Origin of the sequence: Acidovorax sp. NB1 (genome assembly GCF_005405905.1) — a bacterium.
Lineage (GTDB): Bacteria > Pseudomonadota > Gammaproteobacteria > Burkholderiales > Burkholderiaceae_C > Acidovorax.
In genome coordinates this window covers 1-20,536 of the sequence record NZ_BJHU01000026.1, presented here as the reverse complement: position 1 = coordinate 20,536, position 20,536 = coordinate 1, and the positions used below count along the sequence as shown (strand labels likewise).

Below are 20,536 nucleotides of genomic sequence, written 5' to 3'. Positions count from 1 at the left end.
GTAATCGGGCAATCCGACGCGGGTTGCGTCTGATGCCACTATCCAATGGAGCCACCATGAAGAAGCTTCTCACCCTGTCTGCCCTGAGCCTGGTCCTTTCGTTCGGTGCAGTGCACGCCGCCGACACCCCCGCCAAAGCGGCCGCCGCCGCGCCCGCTGCCACGGCGGCATCTGCCGCGCCGGCGGCCGAGCCCACCAAGCAGCAGTCCAAGATGGGCACCTGCAACAAGGAGGCAGGCGACATGAAGGGCGACGAGCGCAAGGCCTTCATGAAAACCTGCCTGAGCAACAAGCCCGCCACGCAGCAAGACAAGATGAAAACCTGCAACGCCGACGCCAAGGCCAAGACCCTCAAGGGCGACGAGCGCAAGGCCTTCATGAGCGAGTGCCTGAAGAAGTAAGACACGCCCCGCGCCCTGCCACCAGGGTGCAAAAGCAGAAAAGCCCGCAGACCACCGGCCTGCGGGCTTTTACTTTTTGAACGCCTGGGCTTACCAGCCGCGTGCCCAGAACACCGCAATCACCGCCACCACCGGCAGCACATGCGACTGGATCATCACCAGGCGGCGCACTTTGGCCACCTCCTGCGCTGGCGGCAAGGCCCCTGTGCTGTGCAGGTTCTGGCGCCAGCGGCGAAACGCGGCCGAGGGCACAAACGACAGCAGGATCATGGCCACCACGATGGTGATCTTGATGTGGAACAAGGGCTGCGAGAGGTACCACGACGCGCCCTTCACACCCCAGATCACCCGCGCCAGGCCGCTGCCGATCATCACCGCCCCGGCCACGCCATAGATCACATCCAGCCGGGCCAGGCGCTCGACCACGGCGGCGTTGAGCCATTCAATGCGGCACAGCGCCGCCTGGCTCGACAAGAAGACCACAAAGGTCAGGATGGCCAGAAGGTGGAGAGCGGCCAGAACGGCTTCGAGGGTCATGGTCAGATTCCTTGGGGACTGGGTTGCGCGCAGTGGGTCACGCAGGCAACGGCGTGTTCGACCACCATTGTCCACGGTGGCCGAAGGCATCTGACCCGGCCCAAAAGAAAACGGCGCAGGCTGGAGGGCCTGCGCCGTATCAAGCGGAATCCTGAAAAAAGGTCAGGCCACAGTGCGGGCCACAGCCCCCACCGGCACATCCGCAGGCACCACGGGTGCAGCGGCGGCTGGCACAGCCACCGGCAGCGGGTGGCCGTTGAGCGCAGCATCAAGACGCTCATGGTCCAGCGCGTTTTCCCAGCGCGACACCACCACCGTGGCCACAGCGTTGCCGATGAAGTTGGTCAGCGAGCGGCATTCGCTCATGAAGCGGTCCACGCCCAGAATCAGCGCCATGCCCGCCACCGGCACCTCAGGCACCACAGCCAGCGTGGCGGCCAGGGTGATGAAGCCCGCGCCCGTCACCCCCGCCGCGCCCTTGGAGCTGAGCATGGCAACCAGCAGCAGCGCCACCTGGTGGCCTAGCGTCAACTCGGTGTTGGTGGCCTGGGCGATGAACAGCGCGGCCAGCGTCATGTAGATGTTGGTGCCGTCCAGGTTGAACGAGTAGCCTGTGGGCACCACGAGGCCCACCACCGACTTGCTGCAACCGGCCTTTTCCATCTTTTCCATCAGCGATGGCAGGGCGGATTCGGACGACGACGTGCCCAGCACCAGCATCAGCTCGGCCTTGAGGTAGCGGCACAGCTTGAACACCGAGAAGCCGCACAGGCGCGCCACAAAGCCCAGGATCACCACCACAAACAGCAGCGAGGTGATGTAGAACGAACCCACCAGCCAAGCCAGGTTGACCAGCGAGCCCAGGCCAAACTTGCCAATGGTGAACGCCATGGCGCCAAACGCACCGATGGGCGCAGCCTTCATCACGATGCCGACCACCTTGAAAACAGGCGTCGTCAGGGCGTCCAGAAAGTTCAGCACCGGACGGCCTGCCTCACCCACCATCGCCAGGCCCACGCCGAACAGCACGGCCACCAGCAACACCTGCAGGATGTTGTCGCCCACAAAGGGGCTGACCAGCGTCTTGGGGATGATGTCCAGCGCAAAGCCCGTGAGCGTCATCTCGTGCGACTTGGCCACATAACCCTTCACCGCCGTCTGGTCCAGATCGGCCACGTTGATGTTCATGCCCGCGCCGGGCTGCACCACGTTGGCCACCACCAGGCCCACCACCAGGGCGAGTGTGGAGAAGAACAGGAAGTACGCCATGGCCTTGCCAAACACGCGGCCCACGGTGGAAAGCTGCGACATGCCCGCGATACCAGTCACGATGGTCAGAAAAATCACCGGGGCGATGATCATCTTCACCAGCTTGATGAACGCGTCGCCCAGCGGCTTGAGCGCCTCGCCATAGGACGGCTCGAAATGGCCCAGCAGCACGCCCAGAACGATGGCGAACACCACCTGGAAGTACAGTTGCCGATAAAAGGGCAGCTTCAAGGTCGAGGCTGCGGGAGCGGAATGGTTGTGCATGGAACGGGTCTCCTGGAGTCTTGGGACTGCACCGCCGGAGTGCACCGGTGCGCTGTCAGGGTGCCGTTTGTACCGCTGCACTTTGTTTCAGCCGATAACCTATTGGTATTAGTCGAGAGCGGCCTCATAGGAGAACGCGTGCACCAAATCAGGGTAACTACTTAGTCCCCAGCCTGGTGCGGCACACTCCCACTCGCGCCACATTAGCCTCGTCGCCGCACAACCACCCCGCCGGATTTCCATGCCCACGCCCCGCCTTCGCCAGTTCTGGACGCTGCTCATCCTGCTTGCAGGCACAGCGGCCAGCATGTTCGCGGCCGGCCAGTGGGCCTGGCACCGGTCTTTGCTGGACGAAAGCGACAGCGTGCAGCGCCAGCTGGCCCTGTACGGGCAGACGCTGGCCCAGCGCATCGACCGCTACCGCACCCTGCCCGAGGTGCTGGCGCTGGACGCCCAACTGCAAGACGCCCTGCGCCGCCCCCTGAGCACCGACGAGGTGGCGCAGCTCAACCGCAAGCTGGAGCAGGCCAACGGCGCCAGCCAGTCGTCCACCCTCACCCTGCTCAACCGCGACGGCCTGGCCGTGGCCGCCAGCAACTGGCGCACGGCCACCAGCAACGTGGGCGTGGACTACAGCTTTCGCCCCTATGTGCAGCAGGCGCTGGCCCAGGGGCGCGGCAGCTTCTACGGCATTGGCGTGACCACGGGCGAGCCGGGCTACTTTCTGTCGCAGGCCATCCGCAACGACAGCGGCCATATCCTGGGCCTGGTGGCCATCAAGATTGCGCTGCAGGAGCTGGAGCGTGAGTGGCTGCAAACCACCGACATCGTTCTGGCGTCGGACGCACATGGCGTGGTCTTCCTCGCCAGCCAGGACGCCTGGCGCTACCGCCTGCTGGAGCCGCTGGATGATGAGGAACGCCGCGAGCTGAACGCCACCCGCCAATACTCCGACCAGCCCTTGCGCCCGCTCGACTACCGCGAAGACGACCGTCTGGACAACGGCGGGCGGCTGGTGCGCGTGCAGCCCTCTACCGACATGCCCGTGCCCCCAGGGCGCATGCTGTGGCTGAGCCAGCCCTTGCCCGGCACACCCTGGCAACTGCACTTGGTGCACACCACCCACAGCAGCATTGCCGACAGCCGCTGGGCGGCCGCAGCCGGGGGCGGCGGCTGGCTGGCTCTGTCGCTGCTGGTGCTGTTTGTGCGCCAGCGCCAGCGCCTGGCCCGCCTGCGTCAGCGCAGCCGCCAGGAGCTGGAGACCGTGCTGCAACAGCACGCGCAGGAGCTGCGCACCGCACAGGACGGCATCGTGCAGGCTGCCCAGCAAGCAGACATGGGCCTCTCCCGCAGCCTGGAGCACCTGCCCCAGGGCGTGGTCATCATCGACGCCGGCCTGAAGCTGGTGGCCTGGAACTCGCGCTACGTGCAGCTGTTCCGCTACCCCGCCGACCTGATGCAGGTGGGCCGCCCCATCGAAGACCTGATGCGCCACAACGCGCGCCGGGGCCTGCTAGGCCCGGGCCCGGTGGAAGAAGCCATCGAACGCCGCCTGGCCCACCTGCGCAGCGCCACGCCCCACCTGCACGAAAGCGCCAAGGGCGACGGCACGGTGCTGGAGATCCGGGGCAACCCGCTGCCCGAGGGCGGCTTTGTGACCAGCTACGCTGACATCACCAGCTACAAGAACGCCGCGCGCGAGCTGCGGTCGCTGGCCGATGCGCTGGAGCAGCGCGTGGCCGACCGCACCCGCGACCTGGACGCCGCGCGGCGCGAAGCCGAGCAGGCCAACCGCTCCAAAACCCGCTTTGTGGCCGCCGCCGTGCACGACCTGCTGCAGCCCCTGAACGCCGCGCGCATGTTCACCTCGCTCTTGCGCAGCCACCTGCCCGGCGATGCCGAACGGCACGCCGTGGACAGCATCGACGGCGCCCTGGCCGCGCAGGACGCCATCCTCAACAGCCTGCTCGACATCTCGCGCATGGAGTCGGGCCAGTTCGACGTGCACATCCACGACGTGGCGCTGGGCCCGCTGCTGCAGGTGCTGGGCCACAACTTTGGCGTGCTGGCCGAAAGCCAAGGGTTAAAGCTGCGCTGCGTGCCCACCCGCGCCGTGGTACGCACCGACGACAACCTGCTGCGCCGCATCCTGCAGAACTTTGTCTCCAACGCCATCCGCTACAGCCGCCACGGGCGCATCGTGGTGGGCTGCAGACGGGTGAAGCGGGTGGCGGGCGACCACCTGCGCATCGAGGTGCACGACCAGGGGCCCGGCATCCCCGAGGCGCTGCAGCGCGAGATTTTTGAAGAATTCCGCCGCCTGGACGAAGGCCGCGCCGACGACCGGGGCGCAGGCCTGGGCCTGGCCATCGTCGAACGCCTGGGCCGCCTGCTGGGCCACGAAATTGGCCTGCGCTCGCAACTGGGGCGCGGCAGCGTGTTCTGGGTGTGTGTGCCGCTGGGCAACCCGGCCGCCGCGCAGCAGGCCCCGGCCCCCGCCACCGCACAACAACCCGCCGACGACGCCCCCCTGCAAGGCAGCAGCGCTTGGGTGATCGACGACGATGGCCCCACCTGCGCCGCCACGCAGGCCCTGCTGCAGCGCTGGGGCTGCGCGGTGCCGCTGGCCGCAGGCGCGCCCGAAGCACTGGCCGCAGCCCAGCCCGGCCAGGCCCCCCAGCTGGTGCTGCTGGACGTGCACCTGGGCGTGGGCCACCACGGCCCCGACGTGTACGCCGCGCTGTGCCAGCGCTGGGGCCAGGCGCCCGCCGTGATCCTGGTCACGGCCGAGCGCGACGCCACCCTGCGCCGCCAAGCGGCCGAGCGCGGCTGGGGCTTTCTCGCCAAGCCGGTGCGCGCCCCTGCGCTGCGGGCGCTGGTGAGCCAGACGCTGCTGCGCTGGCGAGAACAAGCCTGATGGCAGGCCGCCCAGGGCGGCCGCAGAACATCAAAAACAATAGCTGTAAAGGCATGCTGGTTGCGCGGCAGGGCCTTTTTTTGCCAAAAGTTTAGTTCGCCACACACTGGCAACGGCCCCCTCTCCCCAGTCCCCATGTCCTCAGTTCTGAGGACATACAACCCTCGGCGAATCCGGTAGCTTCAGCGCGCCAGATTCACAAGGACACGAGGAGAAGCGACAGCATGATGGCCAAGACAGCAGCGCAGGCGCCCACGCCCCACCCGCCCACCGCGCCCGGCGCAGCAACGCGCACCCTCCACGGCCTGGCCCGCACCTGGCTGCTGGGCACCGCCCTGGTGCTGGCCGCCTGCGGCGGCGGGGGTGGCGGTGACGAAGCCCCGCCCGCTGGCACCCCCACCTTCCGCGTGGGCGGCCAGCTCGCCGGGCTCGGGGTGGGCAAGACCGTGGTCATTGCCGATGCCAGCGGCCCCAGTGCCGCCGTCTCGGCCAACGGCAGCTACAGCCTGCAGCTGCCCGCAGGCACCGCCTACAGCCTGCGCATTGCGGCCCAGCCCGTGGGCCAGACCTGCACCCTCACCAACGCTGCGGGCACCGTCAGCGCCGAGGTCAACAACATCAGCGTGGCCTGTCTGGACAACGCGGTGCCTTCCAACGCCCGCACACTGGGCGGCAGCGTGGCTGGCCTGGGCGCGGGCAAGACCCTGGTGCTGCAGCTCAGTGCGGGCGACACCACGCAGGACGCCAGCGTGGCGGCCGACGGCCTGTTTGTGTTTGCCCAGCCGGTGGCCGGGCCCTACCGCATCACCGTGCGCAGCCAGCCGCTGAACCAGACCTGCACGGTCTCCGGTGGCGAAGGCGTGGCCGATTCCAATGGCCCTGCCCCGTCCATCAGCGTGGCCTGCGCAGCCACGGCCTTCCGGCTCTCGGGCACCGTGCGCGGCAACATCGGCGTGGTGGCGCTGCGCAACTCGGCCAATGGCGACACGGTCACCGTGGGCGGCAATGGCGCGTTCAGCTTTGCCCAGCCGGTGCTGGCGGGCACGGCCTATTCCGTCACGGTGTTTGACATGAGCGCAGGCCAGACCTGCAGCGTGGGCGGCGGCACGGGCTTTGCCATGGCGGATGTCACGCAGATCACGGTGGGGTGCGAGGAGGATGCACCGCCGCCCGCTCCGGTGGCCGTCCCGGCCATCCCCACGCTCACGCTGGCGTATGACGTGAAGACCTTCAAGCTCAGCTGGGGCGCCATTGCGCCGCCTGCAGGCGGCGGCGCCGTGACCTACCGTGTGACGGAAGACGCCGATGGAGCCGCCGGGCCTGCAGCGGCCACGCAGATTGCCACGGGCCTCACGGGCACCAGCTACGACCGGGTGGTGACGGGGCTGCTGCACACGCGGCTGAATGCTACGTACCGTGTGCAGGCCTGCAACAGTGGGGGGTGCAGCGCGTTGTCGGCGGCGCAGGTGGTCAACCTCACCCAGGCCATTGGGTATTTCAAGGCGAGCAATACGGGGATGTACGATGAGTTCGGCTACAACGTGGCCCTGTCGGGCGACGGCAACACCCTAGCCGTGGGGGCGTACAGGGAGGCCAGCAATGCCACGGGCATCGGCGGCAACCCAGCGGACAACTCGGCCTTCGCTGCAGGCGCCGTCTACGTGTTCACCCGAAGCGGCGGCGTCTGGAGCCAGCAGGCCTATGTGAAGGCAAGCAATACCGAGGCAGGCGACTGGTTCGGCTACAGCGTGACCCTGTCGGGCGATGGAAATACCGTGGCCGTGGGAGCACCCAATGAGGACAGCTTTGCAGGTGCCGTCTATGTCTTCACCCGAAGCGGCAGCACCTGGAGCCAGCAGGCCTATGTGAAGGCCAGCAGTGCCACTGCAGGTGACCGATTTGGCTGGAGCGTGGCCCTGTCGGGCGACGGCAATACCCTCGCCGTGGGAGCCCAAGGGGATGCCAGCGCTACGGGCGCCGTCTATGTGTTCACAAGGAGCGGAATCACCTGGGACCAGCAGGCCTATTTGAAGGCCAGCAATGCCGGGGGGAATGACCTGTTTGGCACCAGCGTGACCCTGTCGGGCGATGGCCACACCCTGGCGGTGGGGGCGTACTCTGAGGACAGCAACGCCATTGGCATAGATGGCGATCAGCTAGACAACTCGGCCTCCAGTTCGGGCGCAGTCTATGTGTTCACCAGGAGCGGCAGCGCCTGGAGTCAGCAGGCCTATGTGAAGGCCAGCAATACCGAGGGGAATGACTACTTTGGCAAGAGCGTGGCCCTGTCGGGCGACGGCAATACCCTGGCAGTAGGGGCGCACCTTGAGGACAGCAATGCCACGGGCATCGGCGGCATCCAAGCGGACAACTCGGCCCACGATGCGGGCGCCGTCTATGTGTTCACCCGAAGCGGCATCACCTGGAGCCAGCAGGCCTATGTGAAGGCCAGCGATACCGGGGCGACGCTTAACTGGTTTGGCCACAGCGTGGCCCTGTCGGGCGACGGCAATACCCTGGCAGTGGGGGCGCACCTTGAGGACAGCAATGCCACAGGCATCGGCGGCAACCAGGCGGATAGCTCGGCTGTCAATTCGGGCGCGGTCTATGTGTTCACCCGCAGCGGCAGCACCTGGAGCCAGCAGGCCTATGTGAAGGCCAGTAATACCGGGGTGAATGACAACTTTGGCTACAGCGTGGCCCTGTCGGGCGACGGCAATACCCTGGCCGTGGGGGCGTACTGGGAGGGCAGCAATGCCACGGGTATCGGCGGCAACCAGGCGGACAACTCAGCCAGCAACTCTGGCGCGGTGTACGTGTACTGACGCCATGCAACCCACCAAAACCTCAAGCCAAATAAGCCCCTACCGCGCACTGCACAATCGCCAACAGATATACAAATAATAGCAACCTACCTACTCCCACGCACCAGCGGCAACCCCAGGCGGAACTCCCCCCCGCCCTCCCACGCAGCCCATTGGCAGTGCCCGCCCAGCGCCTCGGCCCGATAACGCACGTTGGCCAAGCCCTGGCCTGCCTTTGCGGCATGCGGTGCATTGGCAGTGGGCACAAACGCACTGCCGTTGTCACGAATGCGCACCACCACGCAGGCTGGCTGCGCCCCCTCTGCGGGGCGGGACTCGGTGGCCAAATCGATGACAGTCGCCTGGCTGTGCTTGAGGATGTTGGTGAGCACCTCTTGCAGGATGCGCAGCACATGCAGGGCGGCCTGCGGGTCGAGCCAGGGCAGCGGGGGCAGGTCTTGCACGCTCCAGGTGAGGGTGATGCCTGCGGCCTTGAGCCGTGGCGCCAGGCGAAACCGCAGGGCCGCCAGCAGCGCCAGCAGGTCGGCGTCGGCGGGGCTGAGCGAGTCGATGGCGAGCTTGAGGTCGTCGATGCAGTCCTTGAGCACGAGGGCTGTGTCGGCCGTGCTGGCCTGCCCGCGCTCGACCATGCGCAGCGCGCTCATGAGGGACGAGCCGATGCCGTCGTGCATGTCCTGCATCATGCGCTGGCGCTCGGCGGCCAGGGTTTGCTCGCGCTCCAGGGTGCGCAGCTGCTCGTGGCTGGCGGTGAGTTCGCGCTCGCGCGCGGCCAGCTGGCTCTCCAGCCCGGCGTTGGCTACCTCCACCGCATGGATGGCGCCCACGTAGCGGCGGTAGACGATGGCCAGGAAGATGGCAAACAGGCCGATGGACAGGTAGGGCGCCAGGTACACGCGCTCAATGTTGATGCGGTAGTTCTGCAGCAGCAGGTCGTGCACCCCGGCGGGGACGTTGAGCGAGATCCAGGCAAACAGCACCATGCCTTCGCCCGAGCGCGCCTGCCACGAGGCCCACAGGCCCGAGATGGCCACCACCGCCGTGAGCAGCGCGATGGCGATGTACACCAGCGGCAGGATGGCGTTGAGGTGCGGCAGCAGATGCGGCACGGGCAGGGTGAGCACGGTGCACAGCCCCACCAGCGTGACGATGCCCAACGCCAGCCGGGGCATGCGCTTGCGGTGCACGCGCAGGGCGAAGGCAAAGGCGGCGACCATGGCCCAGCCCAGCGCATTGACGGTGAGCCAGCCAAACCAGTCGTCCGGCACGGGCAGGGGCCGGTCGTCCACCACGTAGTGCAGGTTGCGCAGCCCGCAGGTGACGGCGACAGCAAAGAACAGCAGGTAAATGGGCTCGCGGCGGCGCACCAGCCCCACGGCCAGCGCAAACAGCCCGATCACCAGGAAAGCCGCGCTCGCATGGCTGATGAGGTCGGTCTGTACAAACCGGCGCAGGTTGTAGCGCCACAGCAGCGCATCTTCGGTGCCCACCCAGGCGGTGGAGAGGGCCCCGCCCACGCCCTGCTGGCTGGCCATGCGCACCCAGACGGTGTGGGGCTGCTCGGCACCAGCACTCCTGTTGCCATTGCCGTTGCTGCCGCCGAGGGGGACCCACAGCGGCCGGTTGAAGCTGTTCCAGACGCGGCTGCCCCGGGTGCGGTAGACGATGCGGCCATCCACATACACCGCCACGATGCCAATGGTCTGCCAGCGCGGCAGGTACAGAAATAGCTCCTGCTCCGGCAAGCCCGGCGGCAGGGTGAGCCGGTACCAGGCCACCTCGGGCGCAGCCTGCAGCGATGCGTTGCCTTCTGCCAGGCTGCGGGGGCGGGCGTGGGGCAGCGGCACCTGGGCCCAGCCGTGCGGGTCTTGGGCGTCTTGGGCGCCTTGGGCTTCTTGGGCGCCTTGCACCTCTTGCTCGGAAAAAGGCAGCTCGGGCGGTGGCTCCCAGCCCGCACCGGCCTGCAGGCGAAAGCCCGCCTGCTTCAAATGCAGGGCCTCACCGGCCTGCCCCTGTCCGCTGCAGGCGGCAAGCCACGCGGACAGCAGCCACAGGGCCGCGACCTTAATCAGCCAACAGGCCCTGTTTGTAGGCGGCATGGATGGCTTCGGCGCGGGTGTTGACCTGGAGCTTGGCATAGATGCGCCGCACAAAGGTAAGCACGGTGGTGCGGGACACGCCCATGGCGCTTGCGGTTTCTTCGGTGGTGAAGCCCTTGCTCACGTAGCGCAGCACCTCGTGTTCGCGTGCCGACAGGAGGGTGGACGGCTCGCTGGCCGGTTCGCTGGCCGGTTCGCTGGCTGGGGCCAGGCTGGCGGCGGCGCGCGCCAGGATCTTGCGCGCCACCATGGGGCTGATGGGGCTGCCGCCCGCGTGGAGGTTGCGGATTTCTTCGGCCAGCTCGGCGGCATCCACGTCCTTGAGCAGGTAGCCCATGGCCCCGGCCTCGATGGAGCGCAGCACATGGTCCTCATCGCCAAAAATGGTGCTGACCAGGATGCTGCAATCAGGCCACTGCACGCGTGCGGCGCGGATCACGTCCAGGCCCGAGCCGTCGGGCAGGCCCAGGTCCACCAGCAGCACGTCCATGGGCGCGTGGGGCAGCAGGGCCAGTGCCTCGGCACGGCCGGTGGCCACCAGTGCGAGCGCCAGGTCGGGCTGGGCGGCAATCATGGCCACCAGGGTCTCGCGGCTGGCGGCATCGTCTTCCACCACCCCGACGCGCAACGTGGGCGGGGACGAAGGGGCGGGCGTGGGCATGGCGCGATTATCACCACGCGCCTGTGCGCAGAAGGTTCTCAGCCTGTGCCGCCGTCCTCGGCCTCCAGGCTTTTCACCAACACCGCCGCCTGCGTGCGGCTGTAGCACGCAAGCTTTTTCAGGATGGCGGTGACATGCACCTTGACGGTGTTCTCGGCCAGGCCCAGCGCGCTCGCGATCTGCTTGTTGAGCAAACCATCGGCCAGGCACAGCAGCACGCGGAACTGCTGGGGCGTGAGCTGCGCGAGCCGGGCGGCTAGCTCGGCATCGGCCTCGGAGCGCTCGGCCGCCATGGGCGGGAACCAGCTGCCGCCGTCCAGCACGGCCTCGATCGCTTCGCCCATGGCCTCGGCGGGCGCGGACTTGGGGATGAAGCCTGCCGCGCCAAACTGCTGGGCGCGGCGGATGACGCGGGGGTGGTCGTTGGACGAGATGATGACCACGGGCAGCTCGGGGTATTCGCCGCGCACATGCAGCAGTGCCGAGAAGCCCCGTGCGCCGGGCATGCTCAGGTCCAGCAGCACCAGCTCGACCTCGGGGTGGTCCTGCAGCGCCTGGCCCAGCGTGGCGGCGCTGGCGGCCTCCAGCGTGCGGAACTGCGGCAGCCGCTCGCGCAGCACGTGCAGCACGGCCGCACGGAACAGCGGGTGGTCGTCAGCGACGAGGAGCGTGGGCTCGGACATACCGCGTCATTCGCCTTTCCAGAACGCGGGCTGCGCGTACTGGTGCTTAAGGTGCTCGATCCACAGCCGCACGCGCAGGGGCAGGTGTTTGCGCTGTGGGAAGACCACGTAGATGCCGTTGGGCGGGGCGGCAAAGTCCTCCAGCACCGCCACCAGGCGGCCTGCGGCGATCTCGGCCTCGACCTCCCAGGTGCTGCGCCAGGCGATGCCCCAGCCGCCCAGGCACCAGTCGTGCAGCACCTGGCCGTCGGAGCAATCGAGCGGGCCGCCTGGCTTGAGGTGCATCACTTCGGTGGAGCCATCGGCATGCGGCACCCTGAATGCCCAGCCGCGCGTCTGCGATGCGTCGCTGGAGAGCGTGAGGCAGTCGTGCTGCACCAGTTCGGCCGGGGCGCGCGGGGTGCCGCGCCGGGCCAGATATTCGGGGGTGGCCACACACAGGCGGCGGTTGTCGGCAATGCGCACGCTGACCAGGGACGAGTCGGGCAAATCACCCACGCGCACCGCACAGTCAAAACCCTCGCCCGCGAGGTCCACCACGCGGTCGCTGAGGTTGAGTGAGATGGTCACGTCCGGGTGGGCCGAGCGAAAACGCGGCACCAGCGGCGCCACATGGCGGCGGCCAAACCCGGCGGGCGCAGTGATGCGCAGATGGCCCGTGGCCTTGACGCCGCCTTCGGACACGCTGGCTTCGGCATTGGCCACGTCGGCCAGCAGGCGCTGGCAGTCTTCCAGAAACGCGCTGCCCTCGTGCGTGAGGCTGATGCGGCGTGTGGTGCGCACCAGCAGCTTGACGCCCAGGTGCTCTTCCAGCGCATCGAGCCGCCGCCCCATGATGGCGGGCGCCACGCCCTCGGCCTTGGCCGCTGCCGTGAGGCTGCCGCGCGTGGCCACCGACACAAAGGATTCGAAGGCCTTGAGTTTGTCCATGGGCGGTGATTATGGAGACATCCACGCCAGGGCCCGCGCCTGGCCTTGGTGGCGCAGCACTGCCCAGTGGCAGAGAGGTTTGAAGCAAAAACAGGCCCCTGCGCGCGACCACATTGCTCTGATAGCTATATTTTCAATAGCAATCAAACCAATCGAGACTTGAGGAACCCCACCGTGCCGTAGCGCTTGACTTCGGCATAGTGGTCGCGCGTGAGGCCCTGCACCATGGCGGTGTAGGCGTCGGCCAGGTCGGGGGCGATGGTGAAGTGGTCGTAGTTCACGATCACGCCCACGCGCTCGCCCTGTGCGGCGAGCGGGGCGAGCAGGCGGCGCACCTCCTGCTCGATGGCGTCGATGGTGCTGGCGGTGTTGATCTGCAGGCCCGAGAAGTCGATGTGCAGCAGCTGGCGCGCGGCGTCCAGCTCGAAGCGCTGCACCAGCGGGCGGTTGAGCAGCTGCTCGCGCAGGCCCAGCGGGCCGGGCTCGAACAGGCGCAGGTCCATGGTCTGCAGGCCGGGGCTGATGCGCGGCGTGAATGCCATGTGGGCCAGCACGTCGCGGTGCAGGTCGATGCCGGGCGCCAACTCGATGAGTTCCAGCGCACCGCCGCCATCCGCCTCGCCCGAGGGCACCAGGCGGAACACGCAGCGCTCGGTCACATACAACACGCGCTGGCCGCGCCGCAGGGCTTCGGCGCCGCTGAAGGTGCGGTGCTCGACTTCGCGCACCAGCTTGCGCGCGCCCCCTTCGTGCAGGATGTGCAGGTGGCCGTCCACCGCCTCCACCTGCAGCGCGCCTGCCGTGAAGGTGCCGACAAACACCACGGTCTTGGCGTTCTGGCTGATGTTGATGAAGCCGCCCGCACCCGCCAGGCGCGGGCCGAACTTGCTCACGTTGAGGTTGCCGTGCTGGTCGGCCTGCGCCAGGCCCAGGATGGCGATGTCGAGACCACCGCCGTCGTAGAAGTCGAACTGGTTGGGCTGGTCGATGATGGCCTGGGGGTTCACGGCCGCGCCAAAGTTCAGGCCGCCGGCGGGGATGCCGCCGATCACGCCGGGCTCGGCCGTGAGCGTGACGAGGTCGATGATGCGCTCTTCAGCCGCCACGTTGGCCACGCCCTCGGGCATGCCGATGCCCAGGTTCACCACCTGGTGCGGGCACAGCTCCAGCGCCGCGCGGCGGGCGATGATCTTGCGCTCGGTGAGGGGCATCGCCTCCAGCGTGTCCATGGGCACGCGCAGCTCGCCCGCAAACGCGGCGCTGTAGGGCTCAGCAAAGGTCTGGTGGTGGTGCGCGGGCTCGGTGGCCAGCACCACGGCGTCCACCAGCACGCCGGGCACCTTGACCTGCCGGGGGTTGAGCGTGCCGCGCTCTGCAATGCGCTCGACCTGCGCGATGACCACACCGCCCGAGTTGCGCGCCGCCATGGCGATGGCCAGCGCTTCGAGCGTGAGCGCCTCGCGCTCCATGGTGAGGTTGCCGTCGGCGTCGGCCGTGGTCGCGCGGATGATGCCCACGTGGATCGGGAAGGCCTTGTAGAACAGGTAGTCCTGCCCGTCGATGGGCAGGATGCGCACCAGGTCTTCGGTGGTGCGCGCATTGAGCTTGCCGCCGCCGTGGCGGGGGTCCACAAAGGTGTCGAGGCCCACGCGCGTGAGCGTGCCGGGCTTGCCCGCAGCGATGTCGCGGAACAGGTGCGTGATCACGCCCTGCGGCAGGTTCCAGGCCTCGATCTGGTTGTCCACCGCCAGCTTCTGGATGCGCGGCACCAGGCTCCAGTGCCCGCCGATCACGCGCTTGAGCAGGCCCGCATGGCCCAGGTGGTTGAGGCCGCGCTGCTTGCCGTCGCCCTGGCCTGCGGCGTAAACCAGCGTGAGATCGCGTGGGGTTTGCGTCGATTCCCAGCGCTGGGCCAGCGCCACCGCAATGCTCTCGGCAAAGCCGATGCCCACAAAACCGCCCGTGGCCACGGTGTCGCCGTCGTGGATGAGCTGCACGGCATCGGCAGCGCTCACGATCTTGTTCTTGTAGGCAGCGTTCAGCGCGCCAGCGGACAGGGGTGCCTGCATGGGTTTGTCTCCCGTTGGTGTGGTTGTGCGCGCAGCGTAGTGGCTTCTGGGCGCCAGCACCACTACGGACGACTACGGATGGCGTGGTGCCCATGCCGCCCACCACTTTTGCTTAAAAGTCACTGGTTTAGAGATTTTCAGCGTATTTATGTGTGCGAATATTTGCAATACAGTCTGTCCATCATCGCTTCGTAGCGGCTTTTTTCCTCTTTTTTCAGCGAGCTTTTCCATGACCGACCGCACCCCCATCCACGGCCTGCAAGTGGCCACCTCCCTGTACCGCTTTGTCGAAGACAAGGTGCTGCCCGGCACGGGCGTGGGCAGCGAAGCGTTCTGGAAGGGCTTCGACGCCATCGTGTCGGACCTGGCCCCGCGCAACATCGCCCTGCTGGCCGAGCGCGACCGCCTGCAGACCGAGCTGGACACCTGGCACAAGGCCAACCCCGGCCCCATCCAGAACATGGTGGCCTACCGCAGCTTCCTCGAAAAGATCGGCTACCTGGTGCCCCAGCCCGCCGATGTGAAGGCCACCACCGCCAACGTGGACGACGAGCTGGCCACGCAGGCCGGCCCGCAGCTGGTGGTGCCCATCCTGAACGCGCGCTATGCGCTGAACGCCGCCAACGCGCGTTGGGGCAGCCTGTATGACGCGCTGTATGGCACGGACGCCATCAGCGAGGAAGGCGGTGCCGAAAAGGGCAAGGGCTACAACCCCGTGCGCGGCGCCAAGGTGATCGCGTTTGCGCGCCAGGTGCTGGATGACACGGCGGCCCTGGCCTCGGGCTCGCACAAGGACTCCACCGGCTACAAGGTCGAGGGCGGCCAGCTGGTCGTTTCGCTCGCCAACGGCAGCACCACAGGCCTGAAGGACGCGTCGCAATTCAAGGGCTACCAGGGCAACGCTGCCGCGCCTTCGTCGGTGCTGCTGCAGCACAACGGCCTGCACCTCGATATCCAGATCAACCGCGCCACTCCCATCGGCCAATCTGATGCCGCTGGCGTGAGCGACCTGGTGCTGGAAGCAGCTCTGTCCACCATCCTGGACCTGGAAGACTCCGTGGCCGCCGTGGACGCCGAAGACAAGGTGCTGGGCTACAGCAACTGGCTGGGCATCATCCAGGCCACGCTGACCGAGCAGGTCGCCAAGGGTGGCAAGACCATCACACGCGGGCTGAACGGTGACCGCATCTACACGGGCCCCCAAGGCGGCGAAGTGCGCCTGCATGGTCGCTCGCTGATGTTCCTGCGCAATGTGGGCCACCTGATGACCAACCCGGCCATCCTGTGGAAGGACGCACAGGGTCAACAACGCGAGATCCCTGAAGGCATCATGGATGCGGTGGTGACCACGGCTATCGCCCTGCACGACCTGCAAGGGCACGGCGCCAACGGTATTCGCAACAGCCGCAAGGGCAGCGTTTACATCGTCAAGCCCAAGATGCACGGCCCCGCCGAAGTCGGCTTTGCCGCCGAGCTGTTCGGCCGCGTCGAGAAGCTGCTGGGCCTGCCCGACAGCACCGTCAAGCTGGGCATCATGGACGAGGAGCGCCGCACGTCCGTCAACCTCAAGGCCTGCATTGCCGCCGCATCGAGCCGTGTGGCCTTCATCAACACCGGCTTCCTGGACCGCACGGGCGACGAGATGCACACCGCCATGCACGCCGGCCCCATGGTGCGCAAGGGCGACATGAAGACCAGCGCCTGGATCCAGTCGTACGAGAAGAACAACGTGCTCGTGGGCCTGAGCTGTGGCCTGCGCGGCAAGGCGCAGATCGGCAAAGGCATGTGGGCCATGCCCGACCTGATGGCCGAGATGCTCAAGCAGAAGATCGCCCACCCCAAGGCCGGTGCCAACACCGCCTGGGTGCCCAGCCCCACGGGCGCCACGCTGCACGCGCTGCACTACCACCAGGTGAAGGTGAGCGACATTCAGATCGAGCTGGAAAAGACCGATGTGAACGCCGAACGCGACAACCTGCTGACCGGCCTGCTCACCGTGCCCGTGGCCGCCGCCCCCAACTGGAGCGATGCCGAGAAGCAGCAGGAGCTGGACAACAACGCGCAGGGCATCCTGGGCTACGTGGTGCGCTGGGTGGACCAGGGCGTGGGCTGCTCCAAGGTGCCCGACATCCACAACGTGGGCCTGATGGAAGACCGCGCCACGCTACGCATCAGCAGCCAGCACTTGGCCAACTGGCTGCACCACGGTGTGGTGACCGAAGCCCAGGTGCGCGCCACGTTTGAGCGTATGGCTGCCGTGGTGGACGGCCAGAACGCCGGCGACCCGCTGTACCAGCCCATGGCCGGACACTTTGACACCAGCATGGCGTACAAGGCGGCCTGCGACCTGGTCTTCAAGGGCATGGAACAGCCCAGCGGCTACACCGAGCCACTGCTGCACGCCTGGCGCCTGAAGCTGAAGGCGGCCCAGGCGGCCTGACCCCAGGCCCGATGCACCACGCGGTGTGCGCCCGGTGGGCGCCATCGCGATGGTCACTATTCTTTTGATAGCTGCTAGCGCAATAGGAATGCGCGCAAGCAGCTATTTTTTCTTGAACTCTTGAGTCATCCCCGGGCACCGGGATGCTCATTGCTCAATACAGAAGCGTTTGGGGGCCGATGCCAATGGGTTCGAGCGACACGCTCCTTCCTGGGTCATCGCCTTACACTGGGTGACTCGCGCCGCCACCGGCACGGCACCATGCCCGCACCGAACCCGCTCCCCACGTCCCCATCCCGCTGCCCGCTGTGCGGCGCGGCCAACCAATGCGCCATCGCCGCAGGCCGCCCACCAGAAAGTTGCTGGTGCATGGTGCAGCCCATTGCGCCCGCCGCGCTGGCGGCGGTGCCCGAGACGCAGCGGGGTCAGGTCTGCATCTGCCCGGCCTGCGGCGCGATGCCTGCAGACACCCAGCAACCCTTTGCAGGCCTGCCGGGGTCTGCGCCGCTATGATTTCTGCTTTTTGCGGCGATGCGCCTTGAAGGAGTCTGATATGCCCACGTACCACGTTGAAATGATGGAAGGCCGCACGGTCGAGCAAAAGCGCAAGCTGGTCGAAGAGATCACCCGCGTGAGCGTCGAAGTGCTGGGCGGCTCGCCCGAATCGGTGGACATCCTGATCACCGATGTGAAGCGCGAAAACTGGGCCACCGGCGGCAAGCTCTGGCTGGAACGCAGCTGAACTGCGACGATGCGCCCCCCGTGGGTGGTTCCGCGCCACCCCTGGTCGCATCGAATCGGTTGAAGACTCCATGACAACCGCCATCCCCGGCTCCCTGTCGGTGCTGCGTGAGCGCTACGGCGAGCGCTATCGCTGGCTGCTGTTGCTGTCGGTCATGGTGGGGACCATGGCGTCGATCATGTCCTCCACCATCGTGAACGTGGCCATCCCGGACATGAGCCACTACTTCACCCTGGGGCAGGAGCGCGCCCAGTGGGTCACATCGGGCTTCATGGTGGCCACCACGGTGTCCATGCTCACCACACCCTGGCTGTTGTCACGCTACGGCTACCGCGCCACCTATGTGGGCGCGATGCTGCTGCTGCTGCTGGGCGGCGTGGGGGGCGGGCTGGCGCGCGATTTTGGCCTGGTGCTGGCCGCGCGGGTCGCCGAGGGGTTGGCGGCTGGGGTCGTGCAGCCCATCCCTGCCGTCATCATCCTCTATGCCTTCCAGCCCCATGAACAAGGCCGCGCCAGCGGCATCTTCGGCATGGGCGTGGTGCTGGCGCCTGCCATCGGCCCCAGCATCGGAGGCCTGCTGGTGGACTGGTTTGGCTGGCGCTCGATTTTTTTCATGGTCGTGCCGCTGTGCCTGGCCTCGATCTGGCTGGCCTACAAATTTGTCCCCGTGACGGCGCCCGGGGGCGTGGAAGCCAACCGACAGGGCGAGGCGCTGGACTGGCGCGGTCTGCTGCTGGGCACCGTGGGCACGCTGTGCCTGCTCAATGGCCTGGTGTCGCTGCATGGGGGCTCTGCGGCTGAAGCGGCCCTCCTGCTGGTGGGGGCTGCACTGGCGGTTGCCGGGTTCATTGCCTGGCAACGGCGGCAGATTCAGCAGGGCCGCAAACCCTTGATGGACCTGCGGCTGTTCCAGTACCGGCAATTTGCCATGGGCAGTGTGGTGGCGTTTATCTATGGCACGGCCCTGTTCGGGTCCACCTACCTGCTGCCCGTGTTCATGCAGCTGGGGCTGGAACTATCCGCCTCGCACGTGGGCACACTCATGCTGCCCGCCGGGTTTGTGCTGGCGGTCACCATCGCGCTGGTGGGGCGGCTTGCAGACCGGCAACCTACGCATTTCCTGGTCAGCACGGGCCTGGGCCTGCTGGCACTTTCATTTGGGCTGATGGTGTTTGTTGGCCTGGGTTCACCGCTGTGGATGCTGGTGGCCTTCGCCATCCTGGGGCGCATCGGGCTCGGGTTCATCCTGCCCTCGCTGAACCTGGGAGCGATGCGGCCGCTCGATAAGTCCCTGATCTCGCAGGGCTCCAGTGCCATCGGTTTCTTGCGCATGCTGGGCGGCGCCGCTGGGGTGAGCCTGTGCGGCATCGTGCTGGAATGGCGGCTTGGGGCCCATGGGGCGTCGCTGACCGCTGGCGGCAGCAACCCCGCCCGCATCGCGGCGTTCGGAGAGACGTTCTTGATGCTGACCTTGTTGTGCCTACTGGCCCTGGTGGCCGCCTGGCAGTTGCGTGAGGCCAAGCCGCGCTGAGCAGTTGGGGTTGCACATCAGCAGCGGCGCTCAGCGGATAGGGCATCATTCGGTGGCCCCTCAACAACACCCAGAAACGGAATCCGCGCCATGTGCCAACTGCTCGGCATGAACTGCAATGTCCCCACCGACGTGACCTTCAGCTTCACAGGTTTTGCGCAGCGCGGCGGCAATACCGACCACCACAGCGATGGCTGGGGCATTGCGTTTTTCGAGGACAAGGGCCTTCGGCATTTTGTGGACCACCAGGCGGCAGTGGACTCCCCTGTGGCCGAGCTGATCCGCCGCTATCCGATCAAGAGCAAGAACGTTATCGCCCACATCCGCAAAGCCACCCAGGGGGTGGTCAGCCTGCAAAACTGCCATCCCTTTGTGCGGGAGCTGTGGGGCCGCTACTGGGTGTTTGCCCACAACGGGGACCTCAAGGACTTCCGTCCCCGCCTGCACTCACATTTCCGCCCTGTGGGCGACACCGACAGTGAACATGCGTTCTGCTGGATCATGCAGGAGCTGGCGAAGTCCCACGCCAGCGTCCCCTCTGTTCCAGAGCTGTCCTTGACGCTCAAGGAGCTTGCTGCGCGCATAGCGCCCCATGGCACGTTCAACTTTCTGCTTTCCAACGGCCAGGCCCTGTGGGCACACGCCTCCACCAACCTGCACTACATAGAGCGCCGCCATCCATTTGGCGCAGCACAACTGAGTGACGAAGACTTACAGCTGGATTTTTCCAAGGAAACTGGCGAGAACGATCAGGTCGCAGTGATCGTGACGAGTCCACTCACGACGAACGAGACGTGGACGGCGTTCGGCAAGGGCGAATTGCTGGTGTTTGAGGAAGGCCAGCGGCGGCCTGTTTGACGCAGACCCAAGACAGCCCGCGAGAAGCGGAATGCCCTTGGGAAGGGATCTGCTTGGGTCTTCAATCAGCACAGTGAGCTGAGCTGCAAAAAAACTCGGCGCGGGCCTGTGAGCAGAAGATCTGGATGCCCTAAAACAAAACGCCCTTCTACTCGGTAGAGCAGAAGGGCGGTTTGGGCTGTAAGAGCCTGACGATGACCTACTTTCACACGGGAACCCGCACTATCATCGGCGCAAAGTCGTTTCACTGTCCTGTTCGGGATGGGAAGGAGTGGTACCAACTTGCTATGGTCATCAGGCATAACTTGGTGCT

15 protein-coding genes and 1 rRNA gene are annotated in these 20,536 nt (G+C 66.8%); 8 read left to right on the top strand and 8 right to left on the bottom strand.

Translation table 11 applies throughout. The features are described 5' to 3' along the window. Window positions 1-56 precede the first annotated feature (56 nt). The gene (locus AvAM_RS13080; RefSeq protein ID WP_137747479.1) at window positions 57-401 is read left to right on the top strand and encodes a PsiF family protein; all 345 of its coding nucleotides are present in this window, start codon (window positions 57-59) and stop codon (window positions 399-401) included. A 90-nt stretch (window positions 402-491) separates the two neighbouring features. Here AvAM_RS13080 and AvAM_RS13075 read toward each other — a convergent pair whose 3' ends face one another. Next, the gene (locus AvAM_RS13075; RefSeq protein WP_137747478.1) at window positions 492-938 is read right to left on the bottom strand and encodes a DUF2214 family protein; all 447 of its coding nucleotides are present in this window, start codon (window positions 936-938) and stop codon (window positions 492-494) included. A 162-nt stretch (window positions 939-1,100) separates the two neighbouring features. Next, entirely contained in the window at window positions 1,101-2,471 is a 1,371-nt protein-coding gene (locus AvAM_RS13070; RefSeq protein ID WP_137747477.1) for a dicarboxylate/amino acid:cation symporter, read from the bottom strand. Between the two features lie 241 nt (window positions 2,472-2,712). Here AvAM_RS13070 and AvAM_RS13065 point away from each other — a divergent pair, with 241 nt between their 5' ends. Further along, on the top strand, window positions 2,713-5,388 hold the full coding sequence (locus AvAM_RS13065) for a PAS-domain containing protein (protein ID WP_137747476.1): 2,676 nt from the start codon (window positions 2,713-2,715) through the stop codon (window positions 5,386-5,388). 224 nt (window positions 5,389-5,612) lie between these two features. Next, window positions 5,613-8,213 carry an FG-GAP repeat protein gene (locus tag AvAM_RS13060; RefSeq protein ID WP_249368128.1) on the top strand — a complete coding sequence of 867 codons (2,601 nt, stop codon included), beginning with the start codon at window positions 5,613-5,615 and terminating at the stop codon, window positions 8,211-8,213. 86 nt (window positions 8,214-8,299) lie between these two features. On the opposite strand, the gene AvAM_RS13055 is transcribed toward AvAM_RS13060, so the two are convergent. The 5 genes from AvAM_RS13055 to AvAM_RS13035 all read right to left on the bottom strand — a co-directional run bounded on the left by AvAM_RS13055 (window position 8,300) and on the right by AvAM_RS13035 (window position 14,652). Then, on the bottom strand, window positions 8,300-10,309 hold the full coding sequence (locus tag AvAM_RS13055; protein WP_171012219.1) for a 7TM diverse intracellular signaling domain-containing protein: 2,010 nt from the start codon (window positions 10,307-10,309) through the stop codon (window positions 8,300-8,302). After that, window positions 10,275-10,970: a response regulator transcription factor gene (locus tag AvAM_RS13050; RefSeq protein ID WP_137747474.1), complete on the bottom strand. Its 696-nt coding sequence runs from the start codon at window positions 10,968-10,970 to the stop codon at window positions 10,275-10,277. Before AvAM_RS13050 ends, AvAM_RS13055 begins: the two co-directional genes overlap by 35 nt. A 38-nt stretch (window positions 10,971-11,008) precedes the next feature. Beyond that, window positions 11,009-11,653, bottom strand: a complete 645-nt coding sequence (locus tag AvAM_RS13045) for a response regulator transcription factor (RefSeq protein WP_137747473.1) — start codon at window positions 11,651-11,653, stop codon at window positions 11,009-11,011. Window positions 11,654-11,659: 6 nt separating this feature from the next. Beyond that, window positions 11,660-12,583, bottom strand: a complete 924-nt coding sequence (locus AvAM_RS13040; RefSeq protein WP_094290427.1) for a LysR family transcriptional regulator — start codon at window positions 12,581-12,583, stop codon at window positions 11,660-11,662. A 143-nt stretch (window positions 12,584-12,726) separates the two neighbouring features. Beyond that, complete coding sequence (locus AvAM_RS13035) at window positions 12,727-14,652, bottom strand: acyl CoA:acetate/3-ketoacid CoA transferase (protein ID WP_137747472.1); 1,926 nt, start codon at window positions 14,650-14,652, stop codon at window positions 12,727-12,729. 229 nt (window positions 14,653-14,881) lie between these two features. Between AvAM_RS13035 and AvAM_RS13030 the strand changes: the two genes are divergently transcribed. The 5 genes from AvAM_RS13030 to AvAM_RS13010 all read left to right on the top strand — a co-directional run bounded on the left by AvAM_RS13030 (window position 14,882) and on the right by AvAM_RS13010 (window position 20,223). Further along, on the top strand, window positions 14,882-17,092 hold the full coding sequence (locus AvAM_RS13030; protein ID WP_137747471.1) for a malate synthase G: 2,211 nt from the start codon (window positions 14,882-14,884) through the stop codon (window positions 17,090-17,092). Window positions 17,093-17,353: 261 nt separating this feature from the next. After that, window positions 17,354-17,605, top strand: coding sequence for a cysteine-rich CWC family protein (locus AvAM_RS13025; RefSeq protein ID WP_137747470.1), 252 nt, complete (start codon window positions 17,354-17,356; stop codon window positions 17,603-17,605). Between the two features lie 40 nt (window positions 17,606-17,645). Continuing rightward, window positions 17,646-17,834: a 4-oxalocrotonate tautomerase gene (locus tag AvAM_RS13020; protein ID WP_063462131.1), complete on the top strand. Its 189-nt coding sequence runs from the start codon at window positions 17,646-17,648 to the stop codon at window positions 17,832-17,834. Between the two features lie 70 nt (window positions 17,835-17,904). Next, the gene (locus AvAM_RS13015; protein ID WP_171012218.1) at window positions 17,905-19,365 is read left to right on the top strand and encodes a DHA2 family efflux MFS transporter permease subunit; all 1,461 of its coding nucleotides are present in this window, start codon (window positions 17,905-17,907) and stop codon (window positions 19,363-19,365) included. A 90-nt stretch (window positions 19,366-19,455) separates the two neighbouring features. After that, window positions 19,456-20,223, top strand: a complete 768-nt coding sequence (locus AvAM_RS13010; RefSeq protein WP_137747469.1) for a class II glutamine amidotransferase — start codon at window positions 19,456-19,458, stop codon at window positions 20,221-20,223. A gap of 186 nt (window positions 20,224-20,409) precedes the next feature. Here AvAM_RS13010 and rrf read toward each other — a convergent pair. After that, window positions 20,410-20,522: ribosomal RNA gene (rrf, locus tag AvAM_RS13005) — 5S ribosomal RNA — on the bottom strand. Window positions 20,523-20,536 lie beyond the last annotated feature (14 nt).